This is a genomic window from Pseudomonas sp. FW215-R2 (assembly GCF_058789255.1).
The window spans coordinates 353151-375039 of the sequence record NZ_JBYTBO010000004.1 but is presented as its reverse complement, the minus strand read 5'-3'; the positions used below and the strand labels follow the sequence as shown (position 1 = coordinate 375039).

20 protein-coding genes and 1 pseudogene are annotated in these 21889 nt (G+C 59.9%); 6 read left to right on the top strand and 15 right to left on the bottom strand.

What is annotated here, in order from left to right:
* The first annotated feature begins 63 nt into the window (after window positions 1-63).
* On the top strand, window positions 64-1209 hold the full coding sequence (locus AC3WRD_RS08425; RefSeq protein ID WP_102619809.1) for a PQQ-dependent sugar dehydrogenase: 1146 nt from the start codon (window positions 64-66) through the stop codon (window positions 1207-1209).
* A 5-nt stretch (window positions 1210-1214) separates the two neighbouring features.
* On the opposite strand, the gene rimI is transcribed toward AC3WRD_RS08425, so the two are convergent.
* The gene (rimI, locus tag AC3WRD_RS08420) at window positions 1215-2318 is read right to left on the bottom strand and encodes a ribosomal protein S18-alanine N-acetyltransferase (protein WP_102619810.1); all 1104 of its coding nucleotides are present in this window, start codon (window positions 2316-2318) and stop codon (window positions 1215-1217) included.
* 92 nt (window positions 2319-2410) lie between these two features.
* Between rimI and AC3WRD_RS08415 the strand changes: the two genes are divergently transcribed.
* Window positions 2411-3985 carry a RimK family ATP-grasp domain-containing protein gene (locus tag AC3WRD_RS08415; RefSeq protein WP_102619811.1) on the top strand — a complete coding sequence of 525 codons (1575 nt, stop codon included), beginning with the start codon at window positions 2411-2413 and terminating at the stop codon, window positions 3983-3985.
* Window positions 3986-3992: 7 nt separating this feature from the next.
* Window positions 3993-4916 (top strand): magnesium transporter CorA family protein, encoded by a 924-nt coding sequence (locus tag AC3WRD_RS08410; RefSeq protein WP_102619812.1) that lies wholly within the window; start codon window positions 3993-3995, stop codon window positions 4914-4916.
* On the opposite strand, the gene AC3WRD_RS08405 is transcribed toward AC3WRD_RS08410, so the two are convergent.
* A complete protein-coding gene (locus AC3WRD_RS08405; RefSeq protein WP_102619813.1) occupies window positions 4897-5235 on the bottom strand; it encodes a DUF2834 domain-containing protein in 339 nt (112 codons plus the stop codon). The genes AC3WRD_RS08410 and AC3WRD_RS08405 overlap by 20 nt on opposite strands.
* A 251-nt stretch (window positions 5236-5486) precedes the next feature.
* Here AC3WRD_RS08405 and ilvA point away from each other — a divergent pair.
* Window positions 5487-6476, top strand: a pseudogene (gene ilvA, locus AC3WRD_RS08400) (threonine ammonia-lyase, biosynthetic); the annotation flags it as partial.
* Window positions 6477-6502: 26 nt separating this feature from the next.
* On the opposite strand, the gene eco reads toward ilvA, so the two are convergent.
* Entirely contained in the window at window positions 6503-6988 is a 486-nt protein-coding gene (gene eco / locus AC3WRD_RS08395) for a serine protease inhibitor ecotin (RefSeq protein WP_102619814.1), read from the bottom strand.
* A 370-nt stretch (window positions 6989-7358) separates the two neighbouring features.
* On the opposite strand from eco, the gene AC3WRD_RS08390 reads away from it, so the two are divergent.
* Window positions 7359-7628, top strand: coding sequence for a DUF1652 domain-containing protein (locus tag AC3WRD_RS08390; protein WP_096820345.1), 270 nt, complete (start codon window positions 7359-7361; stop codon window positions 7626-7628).
* Here AC3WRD_RS08390 and AC3WRD_RS08385 read toward each other — a convergent pair.
* The 4 genes from AC3WRD_RS08385 to AC3WRD_RS08370 all read right to left on the bottom strand — a co-directional run bounded on the left by AC3WRD_RS08385 (window position 7625) and on the right by AC3WRD_RS08370 (window position 11196).
* Window positions 7625-8023 (bottom strand): hypothetical protein, encoded by a 399-nt coding sequence (locus AC3WRD_RS08385; protein ID WP_102619815.1) that lies wholly within the window; start codon window positions 8021-8023, stop codon window positions 7625-7627. The two genes, AC3WRD_RS08390 and AC3WRD_RS08385, sit on opposite strands and share 4 nt — an antisense overlap.
* Window positions 8024-8113: 90 nt before the next feature.
* A complete protein-coding gene (locus tag AC3WRD_RS08380) occupies window positions 8114-8383 on the bottom strand; it encodes a DUF2790 domain-containing protein (protein WP_102619816.1) in 270 nt (89 codons plus the stop codon).
* Between the two features lie 273 nt (window positions 8384-8656).
* Window positions 8657-9214 carry a hypothetical protein gene (locus AC3WRD_RS08375; RefSeq protein WP_102650846.1) on the bottom strand — a complete coding sequence of 186 codons (558 nt, stop codon included), beginning with the start codon at window positions 9212-9214 and terminating at the stop codon, window positions 8657-8659.
* Window positions 9211-11196, bottom strand: a complete 1986-nt coding sequence (locus AC3WRD_RS08370) for a type VI secretion system Vgr family protein (RefSeq protein ID WP_102619818.1) — start codon at window positions 11194-11196, stop codon at window positions 9211-9213. The genes AC3WRD_RS08375 and AC3WRD_RS08370 overlap by 4 nt, the downstream gene beginning before the upstream one ends.
* Before the next feature lie 362 nt (window positions 11197-11558).
* Between AC3WRD_RS08370 and AC3WRD_RS08365 the strand changes: the two genes are divergently transcribed.
* The gene (locus tag AC3WRD_RS08365; protein WP_096820353.1) at window positions 11559-12860 is read left to right on the top strand and encodes an OprD family porin; all 1302 of its coding nucleotides are present in this window, start codon (window positions 11559-11561) and stop codon (window positions 12858-12860) included.
* 59 nt (window positions 12861-12919) lie between these two features.
* On the opposite strand, the gene AC3WRD_RS08360 is transcribed toward AC3WRD_RS08365, so the two are convergent.
* The 8 genes from AC3WRD_RS08360 to AC3WRD_RS08325 form a co-directional block, all read right to left on the bottom strand.
* Window positions 12920-13540, bottom strand: coding sequence for a transglycosylase SLT domain-containing protein (locus AC3WRD_RS08360; protein ID WP_096820354.1), 621 nt, complete (start codon window positions 13538-13540; stop codon window positions 12920-12922).
* 44 nt (window positions 13541-13584) lie between these two features.
* Window positions 13585-14523, bottom strand: a complete 939-nt coding sequence (locus AC3WRD_RS08355) for a carbohydrate kinase family protein (RefSeq protein WP_102619819.1) — start codon at window positions 14521-14523, stop codon at window positions 13585-13587.
* Window positions 14524-14536: 13 nt separating this feature from the next.
* Window positions 14537-16033 (bottom strand): xylulokinase, encoded by a 1497-nt coding sequence (gene xylB / locus AC3WRD_RS08350; protein ID WP_102619820.1) that lies wholly within the window; start codon window positions 16031-16033, stop codon window positions 14537-14539.
* A gap of 14 nt (window positions 16034-16047) precedes the next feature.
* Window positions 16048-17520, bottom strand: a complete 1473-nt coding sequence (locus tag AC3WRD_RS08345; protein ID WP_102619821.1) for a mannitol dehydrogenase family protein — start codon at window positions 17518-17520, stop codon at window positions 16048-16050.
* Between the two features lie 16 nt (window positions 17521-17536).
* Window positions 17537-18640, bottom strand: coding sequence for an ABC transporter ATP-binding protein (locus tag AC3WRD_RS08340; protein WP_102619822.1), 1104 nt, complete (start codon window positions 18638-18640; stop codon window positions 17537-17539).
* A gap of 23 nt (window positions 18641-18663) precedes the next feature.
* Complete coding sequence (locus AC3WRD_RS08335; protein WP_096820359.1) at window positions 18664-19494, bottom strand: carbohydrate ABC transporter permease; 831 nt, start codon at window positions 19492-19494, stop codon at window positions 18664-18666.
* Window positions 19495-19502: 8 nt separating this feature from the next.
* Window positions 19503-20429, bottom strand: coding sequence for a carbohydrate ABC transporter permease (locus tag AC3WRD_RS08330; RefSeq protein ID WP_096820360.1), 927 nt, complete (start codon window positions 20427-20429; stop codon window positions 19503-19505).
* 80 nt (window positions 20430-20509) lie between these two features.
* Window positions 20510-21820: an ABC transporter substrate-binding protein gene (locus AC3WRD_RS08325; RefSeq protein ID WP_102619823.1), complete on the bottom strand. Its 1311-nt coding sequence runs from the start codon at window positions 21818-21820 to the stop codon at window positions 20510-20512.
* Between the last annotated feature and the right edge of the window lie 69 nt (window positions 21821-21889).

Sequence of the window (21889 nt, the reverse complement as noted above, 5' to 3'; positions counted from 1 at the left end):
GAGCAACCGTTGAATGGCAGAACCGTTTCTGTCAGCCCTTCAATCGAACAAAAGGAATCGTGCATGTTGCGTAAAACCCTTTTAGCCGGCCTGTGTGCCAGCGCAGTGATCTGCAGCCCGGCATTCGCTGCCGCCTCGAAGGAACTGCAAAGCGAACAGGGCACCCTCGAAGTCACCACCATTACGCAGGGTCTTGAGCATCCATGGGCCTTGGCGTTCTTGCCGGATCGTCAGGGCATGCTGGTGACAGAGCGCCCTGGTAACCTGCGGGTAGTGGGCATGGACGGCAAACGATCGGCGCCCATCGAGGGCGTTCCGAAGGTCTGGGCCAAGGGGCAGGGCGGATTGCTGGACGTGGTGCTGTCGCCAGACTTCAAACAGGATCGGATGGTGTACCTGTCGTATGCCGAGGGCGGTGGCGCCGGTGACAAGGCGGGGACTGCGGTCGGACGCGGACGCCTGTCGGATGACCTGAAAACCCTCAAGGACTTCACTGTTATTTTCCGTCAGGAACCGAAGCTGTCGGTCGGCAATCACTTTGGCTCGCGGCTGGTGTTCGACCGTGACGGTTATCTGTTCATCACCCTCGGCGAAAACAACGACCGGCCAACTGCGCAGGATCTGGACAAATTGCAGGGTAAAGTCGTGCGGATCTATCCGGACGGCAAGGTGCCGGATGACAACCCGTTTGTCGGCCAGTCCGGTGTGCGTCCGGAGATCTGGTCCTATGGCCATCGCAACCCGCAGGGTGCAGCGCTCAATCCATGGACCGGCACGTTGTGGGAGAACGAACACGGCCCGCGCGGTGGCGACGAGGTGAACATCATCGAGCGCGGGAAAAACTACGGCTGGCCGCTGGCAACCCATGGCATCAACTATTCGATGCAGCCCATCCCGGAAGCCCAGGGTAAAACCGTCGAAGGTACTGTCTCACCGCATCACGTCTGGGAAAAGTCACCCGGCGTCACCGGCATGGCGTTCTACGATGCCGATCGTTTCAAACCCTGGCAGCACAACGTATTCATCGGCGCACTGGCCACTCAGGAGCTGATCCGCCTGCAATTCGACGGTGACAAGGTGGTGCATGAGGAGCGTTTGCTGGGCGATCTGAAACAACGTATCCGTGATGTACGCCAGGGGCCGGATGGTTACTTGTATGTGCTGACAGATGAGTCCGACGGCTCGCTGTACAAGGTCGGACTCAAATGAGCACTTCATGCGGGTGAGCGAGCGTAGAGCACTACCGCCGCCCGCAGCTTGCCGCGCCCGAAGCGGCACATTTTTTCGAACTCTCCATGGCTGACCGGCACATGCTGGCAGTCCATGGGCTGGCGATGCTGGCTGTGGTCGACATCCGGGTCATGCAGGTAGACGAAATCTTCGTCGCAATCGGTGACGATCACCCAATGCGGCGATTTGGAGCGGGTCAGACGATAGCTGCTGATCAGCACCAATGGTTGCCCGCCGGCGTTTAGCAGTCGGGGTAAATCCAGTGTCGTGCCGATGATTTGATCTACGTCGGTGTCGTTCAGTTGTGCCATGAACTCGTCATGCACCAGGCGCATGACGTCTTTTTTATGCGCGTCGCGCACGCCGTCGAGAAACAGCGGCCCGGTCATGCTCAGTTGCAAACGCACGCGAAACCCTCGGCGCCATGCCGCCAATGCCAACCCTTGAGGGCTGCAACCGCCATGGCCGGCGGTCATGAACACGGTGGTCGCTTCACGCCAGAGCTGCAACTCCTCGCGGCGCTCCAGCAAGCGATGAGCCTGCAACGCGCCCATGGCCATCAACAAACACGCCGGACCACAGGTGAAATCGGTGGTTTGCCGGTAATAGGGCACCTTGATGCTGCGTGAGTCGTGGTGTTGAAGGATGCGTTTTTCCAGGCGCAAGGCGTCCGCGTGGTCTTCGTAGTAGTCGTGAATCAGCGCAAAGCGCCGATAGCCACTGCGTTCGTACAGCGCGATGGCGGCGGGGTTGTCGGTGCGCACCTCCAGTCGCAGGTAAGCGCAGTCGTGCTCAAGGGCGCACGACTCGATGCGTTGCAGCAATTGCTTGCCCAGACCACCGCCCCGGGCTTCGGGGGAAATGGCGATGGAATACAACCGCGCAAGCGACGTGCCGCGATGGAACAGCACCAGCGCATAACCCAGCAGCTGACCCTCGCGTTCGGCCACCAGCAACTGGCCGTGGGCTCGGGTAATCATCCATTGAAAGCTGCGGCGGGTGAGCCGGTCCGTGGTGAAGCAGTGCATTTCCAGCGCCAGCAGCGCCGGTAAATCATCAACTGTCGCCAAGCGAAAAACAGTGTTCATATGACCGCCGTAAAAGTTGCGTAACGAAACGGGACTTTCGAAAAAGTTCGTGCTTAATAGAAAAGGTCTTGTTCTCCAACGGATCAATTTCTATGTCAGCGGTACAGGGTCATTGGCGCGAAGTATCCAAGCAAAGTTTGCCACCGGCAACTTATTTAAAACCGCAAATAAGAACTTCAAGTCAAGTGTTGATCATCGTCGAACGCAAGGAGGACTGGGCCTCCTACTTTCCCAGCGAAGACATCCTGACGGCGCAGGAATACCTCGAACAACCCCCCGACAATGAGCCGGGAAAACGGGTGCAGGTGATCAACCTGTGCCGCAGCTACAAGTATCTAGGCCACGGCTACTACTGCTCGTTGCTGGCCGAGGCTCGGGGCCACAAGGTGATTCCGTCGGTACGCACCATCAGCGAACTGACCCGGAAATCCCTTTATGGCCTGGCTCTGGATGACCTGGATAAAACCCTGGAAAAAGCCCTCAGCCATCACCTCTACAGTGATACTGAAGGTTTTACGCTGACACTTTATTTCGGCAGAACGCATATCGAGCCGTTGCAGGATCTGGCCCGACAATTGTTTGAAGTGTTTCCGTGTCCGATTCTGTTAGTTGAATTCCGTAGAACTAACGGTTGGCACATCGAAGGCATCAAGTCCGGTGCCCTGCACAAGTTGCGCGATGATCAGGAAGATCAGTTCGCCAACGCGCTGGACGGTTTCAGCCGCAAGATCTGGCGTGTACCGCGCTCGCCGCAAGTGGCGCGTTATGACCTGGCGATCCTGCACGATCCGCAGGAAGCCTTGCCGCCGTCCAACGCCCGTGCGCTGGAAAACTTCGTGCGAGTCGGCAAAGGCATGGGTATCGATGTCGAACTGATCGAACGCAAGGACTACGCACGGCTGGCCGAATACGACGGCTTGCTGATCCGCGAGACTACCAGCGTCGACAACCACACCTACCGCTTCGCCAAGAAAGCTGAAAGCGAAGGACTGGTGGTGATGGACGACCCGACGTCGATCCTGCGCTGCACCAACAAGGTTTATCTCACCGACCTGCTCAACAGCCACCAATTGGGTATGCCCGCCACGGAAATTCTCTACAAGGAGCGACCCGAAGACTTCGAACGGGTCGGCGAGCGTCTCGGCTTTCCGTTGGTGCTGAAAATCCCCGACGGCTGCTTCTCCCGGGGCGTGATCAAGGTCGAGAGCCAACAGGCATTGCTCGAAGCTACCGCCGAGCTGTTCGAACACTCGGTGCTGTTGCTGGCCCAGGAGTTTTTCTACACCGAGTACGACTGGCGCATCGGCGTACTCAACCGCAAACCGATCTTTGCCTGTCAGTACTTCATGTCCAAGGGGCACTGGCAGATCTACAACCACAAAGCCAAGGGCCAGGACGTCAACGGCGAGTGCCGCACGCTGGCGATTCACGAAGCGCCGCGTGCGGTGGTGGAACTGGCGGTGAAGACCGCCAACCTGATCGGCGACGGACTGTATGGTGTGGACCTGAAACAGGCCGGTGACAAGGTCGTAGTGATCGAGGTCAACGACAACCCGAACCTCGACGCTGGCATCGAAGACGCCTACTTGCAAGACGATCTGTATTCGCTGGTACTGGAGGAGTTCGTGAGGCGTCTGGAACTCAAACGCCGCGGTCAGGCCTGGTGACCGGCCGATGATCAACAGCTTTGCACTGAGCCACGGCGCCTTGCAGCGGGTCGAGCGGCTGGACGCCGAGGTGATGCTGTTCAGCAACCCCGACGCTGGCGAGCGCGACGTGCTTCACAGTCATTTCAAATTGGACGAACACGCGTTGGCCTCGGCGCTGGACCCGGACGAGGTGTCGCGGATCGAGTTTCACCCCGACCATCTGTTCCTGATCTGGAAGCGTCCGGAGAACTATTCCGGCGGCGGCAGCCTGGCGTTCGAGGTGTCGTCCTGCGGTTTGCTGTTTTCGCCGGGCCAACTGTTGGTGATCGCCACCGATGAGACGCCGTTGCACGGTCTCGGCACGCGCCGGCCACTCAATACACCGCTGGATGTGTTGCTGGACCTGCTGTTCAACAACATCCATCACTACCTCGGGCACCTGAAGGTGATCAAACTGGTCGCCCGGGAGTTGCAGCAGAAATTCAACGCTTCGATGCAAAACCAGCATCTGGTGCAGATGTTCAACCTCAGCGAAAGCCTGATCTATTACATCAACGCGCTGCACAGCAATGGCGCGGTGCTCACGCGACTGCGCAACCACGCGGAAAAGCAGCATTTCGGCAGCGAAGCCATTGGCCTGATCGACGACCTGATCATCGAAAACAACCAATGCTACAAGCAGGCGGAAATCTACTCGACGGTGTTCTCCGGGCTGATCGACGCCCGGGGCAACCTGATGAACAACAGCATGAACAACCTGCTGCGCAAGCTGACGCTGATCAACGTGGTGTTTTTGCCGCTCAACCTGATTGCGAGCATCGGCGGCATGTCGGAGTTCAGCATGATGACCGCCGGGACACCGTGGTGGGTGTCGTACCCATTGTTCCTGGCGGCGATGCTGTTGGGGGCCGGCGGGATGCTGTTCGGGCTCAGGCGTCTGGCGAAATGACGGCGGCCGGGCGTTTGCGGTCCTGCAGGCCTCGGACCACCAGGTAAAGCAATGGTCCAATGGATACAAACACCGCCGTCAGCAACAGGTACGGCACCACCGACCAGCCCGATTGCCCACGGCTACGCGCATCCTTGAACATCCAGATGCCGGCCAGGGTCGCCAGCAGATAAAGATCGATCACCACCTGCGCAGTGTCTGGCCGCGACATCAGGCTGATGCCGAAGTCGATCAGCGATTGTTCGGCTTGCAGCATCACGCCAACGGTGTAGCCGCTGAAGGCAATCAACGCGGCGAGGGGCAGGGCGATGGGCATCATGTATTCCTTCCTTGGGCAGATGAGCGAAAGGCCAGCCTACAGACCCGCCGCAAAAATCGCCATTGACTTGCCAGCAACGCCCGGGCTAATTTCGAGCCCATGACTTCCACCGTACTGCGTTGCCAGCCAAGCATTATTACCGCCATTCCTCATTTGGCGGGCTAGCTCACGACTGCAGCACCCAACCCGCCCTAGAGGCGGGTTTTTACTTTCTGTCTCCGGGGTTCTGAATCAAACGTCAGGAGACGACCATGCGCCACAGCCCCGCCCAGCAAGCCCTGCTTGAGCAGTACGTGAAAAAGATCCTCGCCGCGCCGGTGTATGAGCTGGCGGTGCGCACGCCGTTGCAACCGGCGCCGGCCTTGTCCGAAGCGCTGGGCAACCGGATCCTGCTCAAGCGCGAAGACCTGCAACCGACGTTCTCCTTCAAGATCCGTGGCGCCTACAACAAATTGGTGCAACTGAGCGACGAGCAAAAGGCGCGCGGGGTGATCACGGCGTCGGCGGGTAATCACGCTCAAGGCGTAGCGCTGGCGGCGCGTGAATTGGGCATTGCTGCGACTATCGTCATGCCGGCCACAACACCTGAGTTGAAAGTGCTGGGCGTCAGTAGTCGCGGCGCCGAGGCATTGCTGCATGGCGAAAGCTTTCCGTTTGCCCTGGCCCACGCGCTGCAACTGGCTGAGCAGACTGGGCGAACGTTTGTCTCGCCGTTCGACGATCCTGATGTAATCGCTGGCCAAGGTACGGTTGCCATGGAAATCCTGCGCGAACATCAGGGCGCGCTTGATGCGATCTTTGTCCCGGTGGGCGGTGGCGGGTTGATCGCCGGCATCGCGGCATACGTCAAATACTTGCGGCCGGAGGTGCGGATCATTGGCGTGGAGTCGGAGCACTCGGCCTGCCTGAAGGCTGCTTTGCAGGCAGATGAACGGGTGGTGCTGCCGAGTGTGGGCACCTTCGCCGATGGCGTAGCGGTGGCGCAGATCGGCGCCTACGGGTTCGAGGTTTGCCGTTTCTGCGTGGATGAAGTGATCACCGTCAGCAACGACGAACTCTGCGCAGCGATCAAGAATATCTACGACGATACCCGCTCGATCACCGAGCCTTCCGGGGCGTTGGCGGTCGCGGGCATCAAACAGTACGTGGCGCAAACCGGCGCACGGAACCAGACGCTGATCGCCATCGATTCCGGCGCCAATATCAACTTCGACAGCTTGCGTCACGTCGCCGAGCGAGCGGCGGCGTGTGGTGTTGTGGCTTGAGATTACTCGGGAATGGCGACGCCGACCTTGTCCGAAGCCGACCAGATGCGATAGCGCACTTCGACATCCGTCGGTGCGTAAACCACGATTGGCAGCTTGCTGTTGTAGCGCACCGTGAAGCCGTCACCGATCACCGGTACGAAGGCGCGTTTTTTCTGGGTGCCGGGCGGGCAGGCCATCAGCGTGCTCATCGGGCCGCTGACTTTTTCCAGGCGGTAGAACGGATAGCCCCAGCCTTCGAGGTTTTTCTCTTCAAGGGTGCCGCCCAGGCGCTGGCGGTTGCAGTCGACTTCGAGGGTCTTGCCGGCGAGGATTTCGACTTTGAAGTTGTCTTCCTGTGCCTGCTGCGGCAAATGGATGACCTGACGAGTGAAGCCCGCTTCGGCTTTGGGGTAGGGCGCCGTGTCTTCAAGTTTGGCGGCGTGGGTGAGAGTAGACAGGCTGGCAAGCATCAGGCCGGCGGTCGCGTAAACAGTGAAATTTCTCATTGAAGCCTCCTGGCGGGTGTACGTTGGTAGACGGGCATTCTCACTGTCATGGACGGTGAATGCAAACCGCCAGCCGCTTGCAAATTGCAGTGCCTGCACGATCGGATCTTGCATTCTGCAACTGGCCAGTTACCTGTTTTTTTGCCAACCCATTGATTTTGAAGGAGGAGAAATCGACCCGATGAAAGGCACGGTTTATGCGTTGATTTGGTGCGGCGCACCGAGTTTGTGCGCCTACACTCCAATGGGCATTTCGCAGTACAGCCGCTTGCCACACCCAGGGATTCAGCGGGGATACACCCGTGGGGAGGCGTGGTAACGGTCATGTGAATACTTGATTGGCAGTCTCACAGTAAGGAGAGGGTTCGCCATGTTTCTGTCTGCCTTGGAACTACGCAATATCATTGAAAGCAGCTTTCTGCCGAAACGCTGCCAATGCACGCTGTCCCCGGATCTGTCGATGACCGTCAAGGTGTATGGCGATCACCAGACCGATCAGGTTGATTTGCTGGTGAGTGGCATCGATGCCAGTCACTTGAACAGCTGTCGCGAAATCAACGGCCTGATCGCCGGGTTGCGCTCGGATCTGGCGCAACACACGGCAACCCATCATTCATTGCCGCGATCAAAAGCCGTTTAACCGACCGTTTCACCCAGTTCGATCGTCACGCGCCGGGCCTGGACAAAACCGAGGCCCAGCGCGAACTCGACCAGCACCGCGAGCAGAATCCCGGGGCCGGCGTGGCCGTTGAGCCATTCTGCGAAACCCAGCACCGCCAAACCAAAACAGCCGACGATAAAACCGTTGCTCAGTGCATTGCGCGCGATCGACACCGGCGCATTGCGCACCAGATAAAACATCACCCCCAACGCTGCAAACAGCACCGCCATGCGTCGCGCTACAAAACCTGCTGCTTCTGAATATTCAATGCTCCAGATCGAAAGCAGTACTTGCGGCGCCAGGCCCCAGGCCAGCGCCAGCAAGAAACACAGACAAAAGGTGAGGGTCGACAACGTGCGAAACGACAACTGCATGGCGAATCCTTGCGGCAGTGAGAAGTGATCCGAGGATAACCTTCGAGACCCTTGCTCGCCTACCGCAAAGCCGCAATTCAGAGCTTTCTGTCAGTTCTGGAAGTCGCAGGCGTCAGACATTTTCCGGTAGGTGATTTCTTCGGGTTTGCCGGTGGTGTCGATGTACTTCATATCGGCATCAATCACCTTGCAAGTCTTTGCGGGCTGCTCGGTCATCGAGACCACTTTGGCCACATTCAACGGCATGCCGTAGGTGTAAGGCACGGCTTTGGTTGTTGCCGTGGTGTCATTGGCCTGGGCCAACCCGGCAAACGCGGTGCAGGCGAGGGCGGTGGTGAGCAGAAACGGACGAATGTTCATGGAGTGACTCCCGTGCGACGGAAAGAAAGCCCGGCGTGAAACACGCCAGGCCTGCCGCACTGGGCGTCAGCATCGGGCTGAGAGCGTGCGGATGTTTAGAGTCTTTGACCGCGGCGTTAAGCGAGGGTTAACCCGGCTGAATGCCGGCTGTCTGGCGGGGGGATTGTTTCGTGGGAGAGTCTCGGCGTATTCCTGCAAGGGTGGATGCCTTGTCTGCTTTCGGCGGTTCAAGGGGGGCGCAATGGTCCCCTGTTGAACAAAGAATCTCAGCGTCTACGGATAAGGTTTCAGCTCAATCAGCGCTTCACCTTCGACGGTTGAGGAAGCCGGCAACTCATCCGCTTCCAGATAGGCGTCCGCCGGACCGTAAATCAGGTACTTGTGGACGCTTTCATGCCCGACGTTCTCGAATATCACTTGAGGGCCTTTCGAGCCGCTCAATATCCAACGAGGGCGGTTCCTTTCCGCAAATTCCACACGGTGTACCCACCTGTCAGTTGTATCCCGAAAGAACAGGATGCCTTGTTGGTAGTTGGAGCTGAACTCGCCAGTGATCAGAAAGACATTCACGCCTTTGCCTGTGGGCACGCATTGCCAATCAACACGACTGCCGAAAGACTTATCGGCATCTGCATACAAGAATCCGGTTTCTTGCTCCTGACGGATCTTGTAAACGTGAGCGTCGGAGAGGGGATGGCCCCGCAGCAAGGATAGTCTGCTGCAGGAGCCGGCCAGATCACACTCAGCCACCGTCGTGAACGGCGGCTGAGCGGCAAAGGCGTGAAGGCTTGATGCGATGAGTCCAGCCGCGAAGACTACGTTGCGTATCACGCAGACTTCACAACCTGCTTTGGCGACACGACGGTGCCTGGCTTGTCGTTAGCGGCCGGGGCCGGAATGACCGGCGGCAGAATCGCGATCCCGGTGCCCGCGCCCGGCGCACCACCGGTATTGGCTTTCACCTCGGCACCGCTGATGGTCACGCCACCGGCATCGACCTTGACGAAGCTGCCGCCAGCCTTGGCCGTCAGCTCCATCCCGCCCTCGATCACAACTTTGTCGCCAGCGTGGTAGTGAATCTCCGTGCCTGCTTCCACGAACTGCCCGGTGCCGACCTTCACGTGCTGAGTCACGCCCACGGTCAGGTGATCGTTGGCGCGCATTTCGCTCTTGCGATCCAGATGAGTGATGCGGTGTTCCTCGACCTTGAATTCGCTCAGGGTATTGGCTTCGACGGTGTCGTGCCGTTCGTTGCCAACCCGAATCTTCTGGTCGTGCTCGATGTTTTCGTCCCAGTCGCGCTGGGCGTGGATGTAGATCTGCTCCACGCCTTTCTTGTCTTCGATGCGGAACTCGTTGTAGCCCTTGCCGCCCGGTGAGCTCAGGGTTTTGAAGGTGCTGCGGGTCTTGTTCGCCGGCAGGTCGTAGGGGACGACGTTTTCCTTGTGGTACAGGCAACCGGTGACCAGCGGCTGGTCGGGGTCGCCTTCAAGGAAGGTCACCAGCACTTCCATGCCGATCCGTGGAATGGCGATCCCGCCATAGGCCGCGCCGGCCCAGCCGCTGGCGACGCGCATCCAGCAAGTGGTCTTGTCGTCAGCCTGGCCGTCGCGGTCCCAGTGGAATTGCACCTTCACCCGGCCGTACTGGTCGCAGTGGATTTCTTCGCCGGCGGGGCCGGTGACGATGGCGGTCTGGCTGCCGAGGACTTTCGGTTTCGGGTGTTCGAGGGCAGGGCGGTAGTGCGCGTCCCACGGGGTGGCGACGAAGCTGTTGCGGTAGCCCTGGTGGAAATCGCTCTTGTTGTCGGTGACGTCGCTGGTGACGTTTTCGCCCAGCACTTGCGGTTGCTTGCCTTCGTGGAAGATTTCCAGCAGCAGCCACAGGTCGTTCCACTCGGCGCGCGGGTGTTCGGCCAGGGACATGAAATGGCCGGTCGTCAGTGTCGGCTCGTCACCCTTGCCTTCGGCGAGTTTGTAGTCGCTGCGATGGCGCTCCAGCGCTCGGGTCGAGAGGAACTTGCCGCGCTCACGGGTGGTGAAACGGCCGGGATAGTCGTAGTCCTCAAGGTCCGGCATGAACGCGGATTTGGCGGCGCCTTCAGGCAGGATCTTCGGTTTCTCGAAATCGTAATCGCGACGGCTGACACGGCTGGTGCGGGTTTCCAGGCGCAGGTTGAAGCGCTTGATCACCGGTTTGTCGGCGGTCATGCCGGAGTCTTGCTGGTAGTTCACCGGTTTCAGTTTGCGGAACACGGTCTGGTCATCACCGAACACCAGTTTGTGGCCGCTGCTGCTGTGCTGGAAGTGGAAGTGGATGCCTTCCTCTTCGCACAGGCGCTGGATGAAATGCAGGTCGGACTCGTCGTACTGCACGCAGTAGTCGCGTTCCGGGTACTCGGCGCTGAGCTGGAAGCTGTAGGCGTCGGCCAGGATGCCGCGATCTTCCAGGACTTGAGCGATGATCTTCGGTACCGTCAGTTGCTGGAAAATCTGCTGGTCATGGTTGTGCCGCAGGTAGGCCAGTTGCGGCACCAGACTGAGGCTGTAACGGGTCAGGGTCTTGCCGGAGTCACCTTGCTCGATGCGATACACCAGGCCATGAATCTTGCCCTCGCCGGTGGCGCCGAACGTCAGGCAGCCGGGCTTGTGCAGGAGTTCTTCGAGTTTGAGGTCGGGACGGGCGCTGACCAGTTCGAGGTCGAAACGGAACGGTTCGTTGAGGGCTTCGCGACCGGTGAAGCTGAGGACTTGCAGATCGGCGGAAGCGCCCTCGAGCGTGAGGGTAATGTGGGTAGCGTTGGCGTCCAGCATGCCTTGATTTCCGTCCTTTGGATTAGCGTGGGCGGATGGTGCAGGATTAAACGGCCTCGTTCAAGGCGCAAATGCCGTAGAAGCATCGGCCCGAAGGCATAGGGAAAACCCTTAGACCGGTTGTTTCGCCTTGTGAAACCGGTACTTGCGGGCGACTGATCCAGCGCAATCGCCAACGACGGCCTTCAAGAACAATCAGTCAGTTTCAGACTAAAGTCGCCTGTGGCACGTCAAAGCCATCTGCCATCATGGGCGCTCACCCCCGCGTGTTCACTTCCTTCCGGTTCTTCACTGTTCCGGGACGGGAGCTATTTCTGGTTTGTTTGCGCCCCTGCGCAATCGTTGTTCTGTTGGAGTTTTCAATGCGTCCCCCATTTCCCCTCATCACCCCGCGCCAGTCGTTTGGCTTCGGAGCCTTTGTGCTGTGCGCCGGTTTTACCGCGCAGGTTCAGGCCAGCGGTTTTTTCGAAGACACTACGGCGAAGATCGAATCGCGCACGGTGTACTTCAACCGTGATTTCCGTGATGGGCACACCTCCAGTGATCAGGGCGCATCCAAGCGCGAAGAGTCGGCGCAGGGCTTCATTCTCAACCTGCAATCGGGCTATACCGAAGGCACCGTCGGTTTCGGCATCGATGCGCTGGGCATGGCGGGCTTCCAGCTCGATTCCAGCCCCGACCGCAGCAACAGCGGCTTGCTGCCGTCCAGCGGCGATAACCCGCGTGGTTCGAAAGGTCAGTACGCGAAGATGGGCCTGACGGCCAAGGTGAAAGTCTCGGACACCGTGCTGAAATACGGCGCGCTGCTACCGGATCTGCCGCTGCTCAAGTACAACGACGGCCGCCTGCTGCCGACCATGTTCAACGGTGCGATGCTGACGTCCAAGGAAGTGAAGGACCTGACTTTCATGGCCGCGCGCCTGGACAAGTACACCGCCCGGGACTCGACCGACTCCCAGGACATTCGCGTGCACTGCAAGAACAAGCGTTATGCCTGCAACGTCACCGCCGATCATTTCGACATGTACGGCTTCGATTACAAGATCAACGATCGCCTGACCGCGCAGTATCACTACGCCGAGCTGGAAGACATCTATCGCCAGCACTTCGTGGGTCTGTTGGGCAACCAGCCGCTGGGTGATGGTGTGCTGAAAGCCGATCTGCGGTTGCTGAAAAGCGCCGACAGCGGCGATGCGAAAGCCGGTTCCATCGACAACCGTGCCTTGAGCGGCATGCTGTCCTACGGCATCAGCGGCCACACCTTCAGCGCCGGCTGGCAGCGCATGAACGGCGACAATTCGATGCCGTATCTGGATGGCAGCAACCCGTACCTGGTGAACTACGTGCAGGTCAACGACTTCGCCGCCGCACAGGAACGTTCCTGGCAGCTGCGTTACGACTATGACTTCAAGGCGATCGGCATCAACGGCCTGAGCTTCCTGACCCGTTACGTGAACGGCGACCACATCAAGGTTCCGGGCAGCGATCAGGAAGGCAAAGAGTGGGAACGCGACAGCGAGTTGAAGTACGTGATCCAGAGCGGCACGTTCAAGGATGTCAGCCTGCGTTTGCGTAATGCGACGTATCGCACCAACTACGAGAAGTTCGCCCGGGACGTGGATGAGACCCGGTTGATTGTGAGTTACAACTTTTCGGTGTTGTAAGTCCGTTCAGTTCAATGACCATCGCGAGTTCACTCGCGATGGTTTTTTTTGGCCTGCGATCAGAGCCAATGCCAGAACCGGCTCCAGAACCCGCGATTCAAATCATCCTTGCACGCCGCGTATTGTTGACCGTACATGTCCGAGCGGTTCTGCACCTTGCGCGCCACCGGCGGCAGCCACGCCTTGCTGGCATAGGTCTTCTGGCGAAACCCGCCCCAGCCTTCGTGGTAATTGAGGTACTGGTTGTAAGCGTCGTACTTGTACACGCCGTTGACCGAGGTGGTCTTGTCCATGTACCAGCCGACAAAGTCGATGGCGTCGTCGAAGTCTTCGCGGTCGGCGCCGTGACGGCCGGTGCTTTTCTGGTAGTCGGACCAGACTTCGTCTTTGGCCTGCGCATAACCCGATGCCGTCGTGACGCGACCCCACGGAATCACCCACAGCAGGTATTTGCGCGGCGTCTTGGCGTCGTAGCGGTAGCCGGATTCCTGATACATGATCGCGAACGGCACCTGGATCGGTACGCCCCAGCGCTTTTGCGTGACTTGCGCCGCGTCGTACCAATCACTCTTTTCCCGAAAAATCTCGCAGAGGTTTTCCGGCGAACGCGGTGGCGATGTTCCGCAGCCGCTCAACAGTGCCGCCAATACCAAAAGTCCAACCGTGCGCCCCGAATTCAAAAGCCGTCATCCCGTCGTGCAAAAAAGGGCGCCAGTCTACGCGGTCAGGTCAACTGATGGCGATAAGGCAAATCCGGACCTGTCTTGCTGCAGGTCAGGGCGGCCGCCTGTACAGCAAACCTGAGCATGGCGTCGATCTGTTCGCGTTGCAGATGCTGTACGCCTTCCACCGAATCCAGTTCCTGCTCGGTCAGCCAGGTGATCAACGCGGCCTGGAAGGTATCGCCGGCGCCAACGGTATCGGCGATCTTCACTGCAGAGGCCGGCACCGACCATGAACCGTGAGCACGACTGAACACGGTCGCGCCTTCACCGCCACGGGTCAGGAACACCACCTGACAGCGATACTGCAGCCAGCCTTCGATGACGCGCTGCGGATCCTGCTCGGGGTACAGCAGGCTCAAGTCTTCGTCGCTGACCTTGATCAGGTCCGCCAGTTGCACCAGCGTGGCGATCCGCTCGCGCCACAGCTCGATGTTCGGCTCGGGATTGAGGCGCACGTTCGGGTCGAGGCTGATCAGGCGCTTGCCGCTTTCACGCTGAATCAGCGCGAGCAGAGTATCGGCAACCGGTTGCACCACCAGCGAGAACGAACCGAAGTGCAGACCGCGCACTTCAGACCCCAGCGTTGGCAGATGCGCCAGGCTCAACTGGCGGTCAGCGCAGCCTTCACCCCGGAAGCTGTAATGCGGCGAGCCATTGGCGCCCACTGCGACCATGGCCAGCGTGGTCGGCGCGGCGAAGTCCACCAGATAATCCGGGCGTACACCTTCATCTTTCAGAACTTGCTGCAAACGACGGCCGAGGTAGTCGGTGGACAACCCGGCGAACAGCGCCGAGTCCACGCCCAGTCGGCGCAAACCCACGGCCACGTTGAACGGCGAGCCACCGGCAATCGCCTTGAAATTGACTTTCGACGCCTGCCCGCCGGCATCGTCTTCGCTGAAGAAATCGAACAGCGCTTCGCCACACACCAGGTACATAGTTGTTTGCTCTTTATAAGGTTGCGACATGCAGTCGATAGCGTTCATAGGCCTGCTGGAAGGCTGCGACATTCGCGGCAATCGGCAGGGTTTCACTGTTCAGGTCGAGCTTCACGCAGCGTTCGCACAGGTCGGCCAGGGTGTCTTCGTGGCCGTTCGACCACGACTTGCACCACGCCGCCTGAATCGCCGCGCCCAGGGCGGCGGCTTCGCTTTGCTCGGTGCAGATCACCGGGGTGTTCATGATGTCGGCGACGATCTGCCGCCACACCGCACTCTTCGAGCCGCCGCCGATCAGGCAAATGCTGCGGCTTTGTAAACCATTCTGGCGCAATAGATCCAGTCCGAAACGCAGGCCGAAGGTGGTGCCCTCGACGGCGGCGCGGCAAAGATTGGCCCGAGTCAGATTATCGCTAGTCAAGCCATGCAGGCTGCCGGTAGCGTGGGGCAGGGGAGGCACGCGCTCGCCGTTGAGGAACGGCAGCATGCTCACGCCTTCAGCGCCGATCGGCGCCTGGGCCACCAAGGCGTTGAAAGCGTCGAGATCGAGGTCGAACAATTCGCGGATCGCGCCGGTAGCGTTGGTCAGGTTCATGGTGCAGATCAACGGCAACCAGCCGCCGCTGGACGAGCAGAACGTGGCGACCGAAGCATCCGGACTGACCTTTGGCGCTTCAGCGTAGGCGTACACCGTACCGGAGGAACCGAGACTCATGGTGATCGCACCCGGCTGAATATTGCCGGTGCCGATGGCCCCCATCATGTTGTCGCCGCCACCGCTGGATACCAATGCGTTGGGGTTGATACCCAGTTGTTCGGCAATCGCCGGCAGGATCGTGCCGACCGCTTGATGGGCGTCGATCAGCTCCGGCAGCGCTGCTTGCAGACGGCCGCTGGCGTCGATGTCGCGCAGCAACTGCAAATCCCATTGGCGGGTGCGCACGTTGAAATAGCCGGTGCCGGATGCGTCGCCGTATTCGCTGCAACTACGGCCGGTGAGCCAGAAATTCAGGTAGTCGTGTGGCAACAGAATCTTTGCGATCCGTGAGAAAACGGCGGGATGTTGTTCCTTGGTCCATAGCAGTTTGGAGACGGTGTAACCCGGCGCGATGATCACGCCGAGGCGTTCCAGCGAGCCTCTTTCGCCGCCCAGGTAAGTCAACAGCCGATCGTTTTCTGCGGTGGTTTCGGTGTCGCACCAGAGCTTGGCCGGGCGCAGTACCTGGCCTTGGTCATCGAGCAGCACCAGACCGTGTTGCTGGCCGGAAACACCGATGCCGAGGATCGACTGGCCGTCGACATTTGCCGCCAGCAAGGCGCGGCGCGTGGCGAGGGCGAAAGCGTCCAGCCATTGGTGCGTGTCTTGCTCACGGCGACCGTTGGCACCGCTGATCATCGTGTGGGCGGCGGCACCCTGGCCGAGAACCTGGCCGCTGGTGGCGTCGAGGATGATGGCTTTGGTGCCTTGAGTGCCGCAGTCAATGCCCAGGAAGAGTTGTTGGGTTGTCATGAGTACCTCACCCGTCAGGACAGAATGCTTTCCAGAGTCCGCGTCACTCCCTCTTCCCGCAAGCTTTTCAGGCACCACTCAAACGCCGCCACAAACTCCGTCGAACGCGGTATCGCCGTACCGAAGATTTCTTCAACCCCCAACAACCGCTCAGTAATCAGCGAATCCTCCGCCACCAACGCCTGACAAAACGCCGCCCGAGGGTCCGGAATCGAATAAGTATCGCCATTCTCATCCACGCCTTTCAGATACAACGCCCAAGCTGCAACGACCAATGCCGCCCGTTTGGTCTCGCGTCCATCGGCAATCAACCGATTGATCGTCGGAATGGTGAACTTGGGAAACTTCGACGAACCATCGGAGCAAACACGTTCAAGCTGATCGGCAATCGCCTGATTGGAGAACCGCGCCACCAGCGTGTTCTTGTACTCGGTCAGGTCGATGCCCGGCACCGGCGCCAGTTGCGGGGTCACGTCCAGGTCCATGTAGGCGCGCATGTAGCGCACGAACAGTGGGTCATTCATGGTGTCGTGGACGAAGCGGTAACCCTTCAGAAAGCCCAGATAGGTCAGGGCCAGATGACTGCCGTTGAGCAGTTTGATCTTCATCTCTTCGTAGGGCGAAACATCGTCGGTGAACTGCACGCCGACCTTTTCCCAGGCCGGGCGGCCGTTGACGAACTTGTCTTCCAGCACCCATTGCACAAACGGTTCGCACACCACTGGCCAGGCGTCGTCGACGGCGTGTTTGTCCGCCAGTTGCAGGCGATGCGCGGTGCTGGTCATCGGGGTGATACGGTCGACCATGGCGTTGGGGAAGCTGACGTTGGCGTCGATCCAGTCGCGCAAGTCCGGATCAAGCAGCGCGGTGAAGGCCAGCAATGCCTTGCGGGTGACGGCGCCGTTGTGTGGCAGATTATCGCAGGACATCACGGTAAACGCCGGAATGCCCGCCGCACGCCGCCGGGCCAGCGCCGCGCAGAGGAAACCGAACACGGTTTGCGGCTGTTGCGGGTAAGTCAGGTCGTGCTGAATCTGTGGCAGGTGCGTCATGAACTCGCCGTTGCTGTCATCGATGCAATAGCCACCCTCGGTGATGGTCAGCGAGACGATGCGGATCTGCGGGTCGGCGAGTTTGTCGATCAGCACCTGGGCACTGTCGCTGGCCAGTAGCATGTCGCGGATCGAACCGATGACGCGGACTTCGGTGTCGTCGCTGTCGCCCAGTTCGAACAGGGTGAACAGGTAGTCCTGTTCCTTGAGGTCGTCACGGGCGCGGCGGTCTTCGGCGCGCAGGCCGACGCCGCAGATCGCCCAGTCCAGCGCTTCGCCGGTGTTCATCAGCGCATCGGTGTAATACGCCTGATGCGCGCGATGAAAACCGCCGACGCCAATGTGGGCGATGCCCTGGCGTGTGTCACTGAGGCTGTAGGCCGGCAACTTCACTTCGGCGGCGAGGCGGTTGAGGTTCTGTTTGTTGAGTTTCATCGGGTCAGTCTCGAAGTCAGGCGGCGGCGCGCAACGGGCGGGTCAGCGCCACGCCGTCGGCATCGAACAGATGGCAGTGGGAGGCGTCCAGGTGCAGGTTCAGTTGTTCGCCGTAACGGCTCGCCAGATCACCGCGCACGCGCATGGTCAGGGCTTCGCCGGCGTTGGTCCTGACGTGGCAGAAGGTGTCGCTGCCCAGCCGTTCGCTGACGTCGGCGGTGACTTGCAGGGTGCAGTCGCCCGGTTGCGCCAGCTCCAGATGTTCCGGGCGAATGCCCAGGGTCACAGCGCTGCCGACGCTCAGATTTGCCGCGTTGAACGGCAGGGTGATGCGCGTGCCGGCGTCCAGCGAAACTTCGCAGCTCTGGCCGTCGACCCGGGCGATCTTGCCCTTGAGGAAACCCATTTTCGGCGTGCCGAGAAACCCGGCGACGAACAGGTTGGCGGGGTTGTGATACAGGTCCAGCGGCGAGCCGACCTGTTCGATCTTGCCGCCATTGAGTACCACGACTTTGTCGGCCATGGTCATGGCTTCGACCTGATCGTGGGTCACGTAAATCATCGTCGCCTTGAGGTCCTTGTGCAGGCGCAGCAGTTCCAGGCGCATCTGCACCCGCAGGGCGGCGTCGAGGTTGGACAGCGGTTCGTCGAACAGGAAGATTTTCGGGTTGCGCACGATCGCCCGGCCGATGGCCACGCGCTGACGCTGACCGCCGGACAGTTGCTTCGGTTTGCGCTCGAGCATCGGGCCCAATTCGAGAATCCGCGCCGCTTCACCGACTTTTTTCTCGACCTCAGCCTTCGGCACGCCCGCCAGATCGAGGGCGAACGACATGTTCTTTTTCACGGTCATGTGCGGATACAGCGCGTAGGTCTGGAACACCATCGCCAGATCACGCTTGGCCGGGCTGACTTCGGTGATGTCGCGACCGTCCAGTTCGATGGTGCCGCCGCTGACTTCTTCAAGGCCGGCGATCAGTCGCAGCAGGGTGGATTTGCCGCAGCCCGACGGGCCGACGAATACCACGAATTCCTTGTCGTTCACCTCAAGGTCGATGCCCTTGATGATGGAAAAACCTTCGAAGCCTTTTTGCAGATTCTTGATTTTCAGGTTGGCCATGGTGGCGCTCCTCATACGAATTCTTATTTCACGGCGCCGAACGACAGGCCGCGCACCAGTTGTTTCTGGCTGATCCAGCCGAAGATCAGGATCGGCGCGCAGGCAAGCGTCGAGACGGCCGACAACTTGGCCCAGAACAATCCTTCGGGGCTTGAGTAGGAGGCGATCAGCGCGGTCAGCGGCGCGGCTTTGGACGAGGTCAGGTTCAGCGACCAGAACGCCTCGTTCCAGCACAGGATCAGCGACAGCAGCACGGTCGAGGCCAGCCCGCCCTTGGCGATCGGCAGCAGCACCCGGAGCATTTCCTGCATCAGCGTGGCGCCGTCGAGGCGGGCGGCTTCGAGGATGTCTTTGGGGATGTCCTTGAAGTAGGTGTAAATCATCCAGACCACGATCGGCAGGTTGATCAGCGTGTAGATCACGATCAGCGCAATGCGCGTGTCGAGCAGGCCGAAACTCTTGGCCAGCAGGTAGATCGGCATCAGCACGCCTACCGGCGGCAGCATCTTGGTGGAGAGCATCCACAGCAGCGTGCCCTTGGTGCGCTGGGTTTCGTAGAACGCCATCGAGTAGGCCGCCGGCACCGCGATCAGCAGGCAAAGAGCCGTGGCGCTGAAGGAGATCACCACCGAGTTCCAGGCAAAGCTGAAGTAATCACTGCGCTCGTTGATGTGCAGGTAGTTCTCCAGCGTCGGCGTGAAGATGAACTGCGGCGGCGTGGCGAAGGCGTCGATTTCGGTCTTGAAACTGGTCAGCACCATCCAGAAGATCGGGAAGAAAATGATGATCGCGATGGCCCAGGCCAGCGTGCCGAGCAGCAGGCTTTGCAGCCGGCGGGATTGTTGAAGAGTCATGGCAGGCCTCAGGCTTTGTCAGTCAGGTTTTTGCCGATCATCCGCACCAGAATGATCGCTGCGATGTTAGCGATGACCACGGCGATCAGGCCGCCGGCCGAGGCCATGCCGACGTCGAACTGCACCAGCGCCTGGTTGTAGATCAGGTAGGCGAGGTTGGTCGACGCGTAGCCGGGGCCGCCGTTGGTGGTGGTGAAGATTTCGGCGAACACCGACAGCAGGAAGATAGTTTCGATCATTACGACCACCGCAATCGGCCGCGCCAGATGCGGCAGGGTCAGGTGCCAGAAGATCGCGACAGGGCCGGCGCCGTCGAGGCGGGCGGCTTCTTTCTGTTCCTGGTCGAGGGACTGCATGGCGGTCATCAGGATCAGGATTGCGAAGGGCAGCCATTGCCAGGAAACAATGATGATGATCGACAGCAGCGGGTAGTGCGCCAGCCAGTCCACCGGTTGCGCGCCGAACAGCTTCCAGAGGTAGGCGAGGATCCCGGAGACCGGGTGGAAGATCAGGTTCTTCCAGATCAGCGCACCGACGGTGGGCATGATGAAAAACGGTGAAATCAGCATCACCCGCACGATGCCGCGACCGAAGAACTCGCTGGCCTCCAGCAGCGCACTGATCAACACACCGAACACCACGCTGATCAGCAACACGCTGCCCACCAGCAGCAAGGTGTTGGTGGCGCCGGGCAGGAACCCGGAGTCGGTCAGAAAGTAGGTGAAGTTATCCAGCCCGACGAATTCATTGATGCCCGGGTCGAGCAGGTTGTAGCGGATCATCGAGAAATAGACGGTCATGCCCAGCGGCACGATCATCCACAGCAGCAACAGGGCCACCGAAGGGCTGACCAGAAACCAGCCGGGATTGGCCACGCGGTTTTTGCGCTGGGGTTGCGACAGGTCGATGTGGGCTTTGGCAGTTGAAGTATTCATGGCGATCACATACTCGAGATACAGCGAGTTCTTTGAGGGGAGGGAGCAAGCTCCCTTCCTTCAATTGAAGAGGGCAGTGGTTACTTGGGGTAACCCGCGCGCTTCATCTCGCGTTCGGTGGTTTGCTGGGCGGCGGTCAGCGCCTGGTCGACCGTGGTCTGGCCGATCAGTGCCGCCGAGAACAGCTTGCCGACCTGGGTGCCCACACCCTGGAACTCAGGAATGGTCACCAGTTGAATGCCGATGTAAGGCACAGGCTTGAGGGTCGGTTTGCTCGGGTCAGCCGCTTTCAGCGACTCCAGCGTGACCTTGGCAAACGGTGCGGCGCTCATGTAGGCGTCGCTGTAGGTCGAGGCACGAGTGCCCGGCGGTACGTTGGCGATGCCGTCGGTCTTGGCGACCAGTTCGCCGTACTCTTTTGAGGTGGCCCAGGCACTGAATTCTTTGGCGGCGTCCTTGGCTTTGGAACTGGTCGGAATCGCCAGCGCCCACGAGTACAGCCATGCCGAGCCTTTATCGGTGACCTGATGCGGCGCAAAGGTGAAGCCGACGTGATCGGCGACCTTGCTCTGGGTCTTGTCGGTGACGAACGAGCCGGCGACGCTGGCATCGACCCAAATTGCGCATTTGCCGCTGTTGAACAGCGCGAGGTTTTCGTTGAAACCGTTGCTGGAGGCACCCGGTGGGCCGGACTTCTTCATGGTGTCGACGTAGAAGTTCAGCGCGTTCTTCCATTCCGGGCCACTGAATTCGGGTTTCCACTGCTCATCGAACCAGCGCGCACCATAGGCATTCGCCACGGTGGTGATCAGCGCCATGTTCTCGCCCCAGCCGGCCTTGCCGCGCAGGCAGATGCCGTATTGCTCCTTGTCCTTGTTGGTGAGTTTTTCGGCGAAGCCTGCGATCTGCTCCCAGGTCGGACGCTCCGGCATGGTCAGGCCGGCGTCCTTGAACAGGTCGGTGCGGTAATAGGTGATCGAGCTTTCGGCGTAGAACGGCAAGGCGTACAGCGAACCCTTGACCGACAGGCCTTCACGCACCGACGGGAACACATCGTCGAGGGCGTAACTGGCCGGCAGATCCTTCATCGGTTCCAGCCATCCTTTTGCACCCCAGAGTGCGGCTTCGTACATGCCGATGGTCAACACGTCGAACTGACCGCCCTGGGTGGCAATGTCGGTGGTCAGGCGCTGACGCAGGACGTTTTCTTCCAGCACGACCCAGTTCAACTTGATGTCCGGGTGCTCGGTCTCGAAGGTTTTCGAGAGCTTTTGCATGCGGATCATGTCGCTGTTGTTGACAGTGGCGATGGTCAGGGTCTGGGCGCCAAGGCTGACGCTGCTGAGGGTCATGCAGGTGAGGGCAAGCAGAGCTTTTGCAGTGGGTTGCATCGTGCACTCCTTTTCTGCACCCGGTGGGGGACAGAAGGACAGTTATTGTTTTTGTGTCTTCCGGCTGCA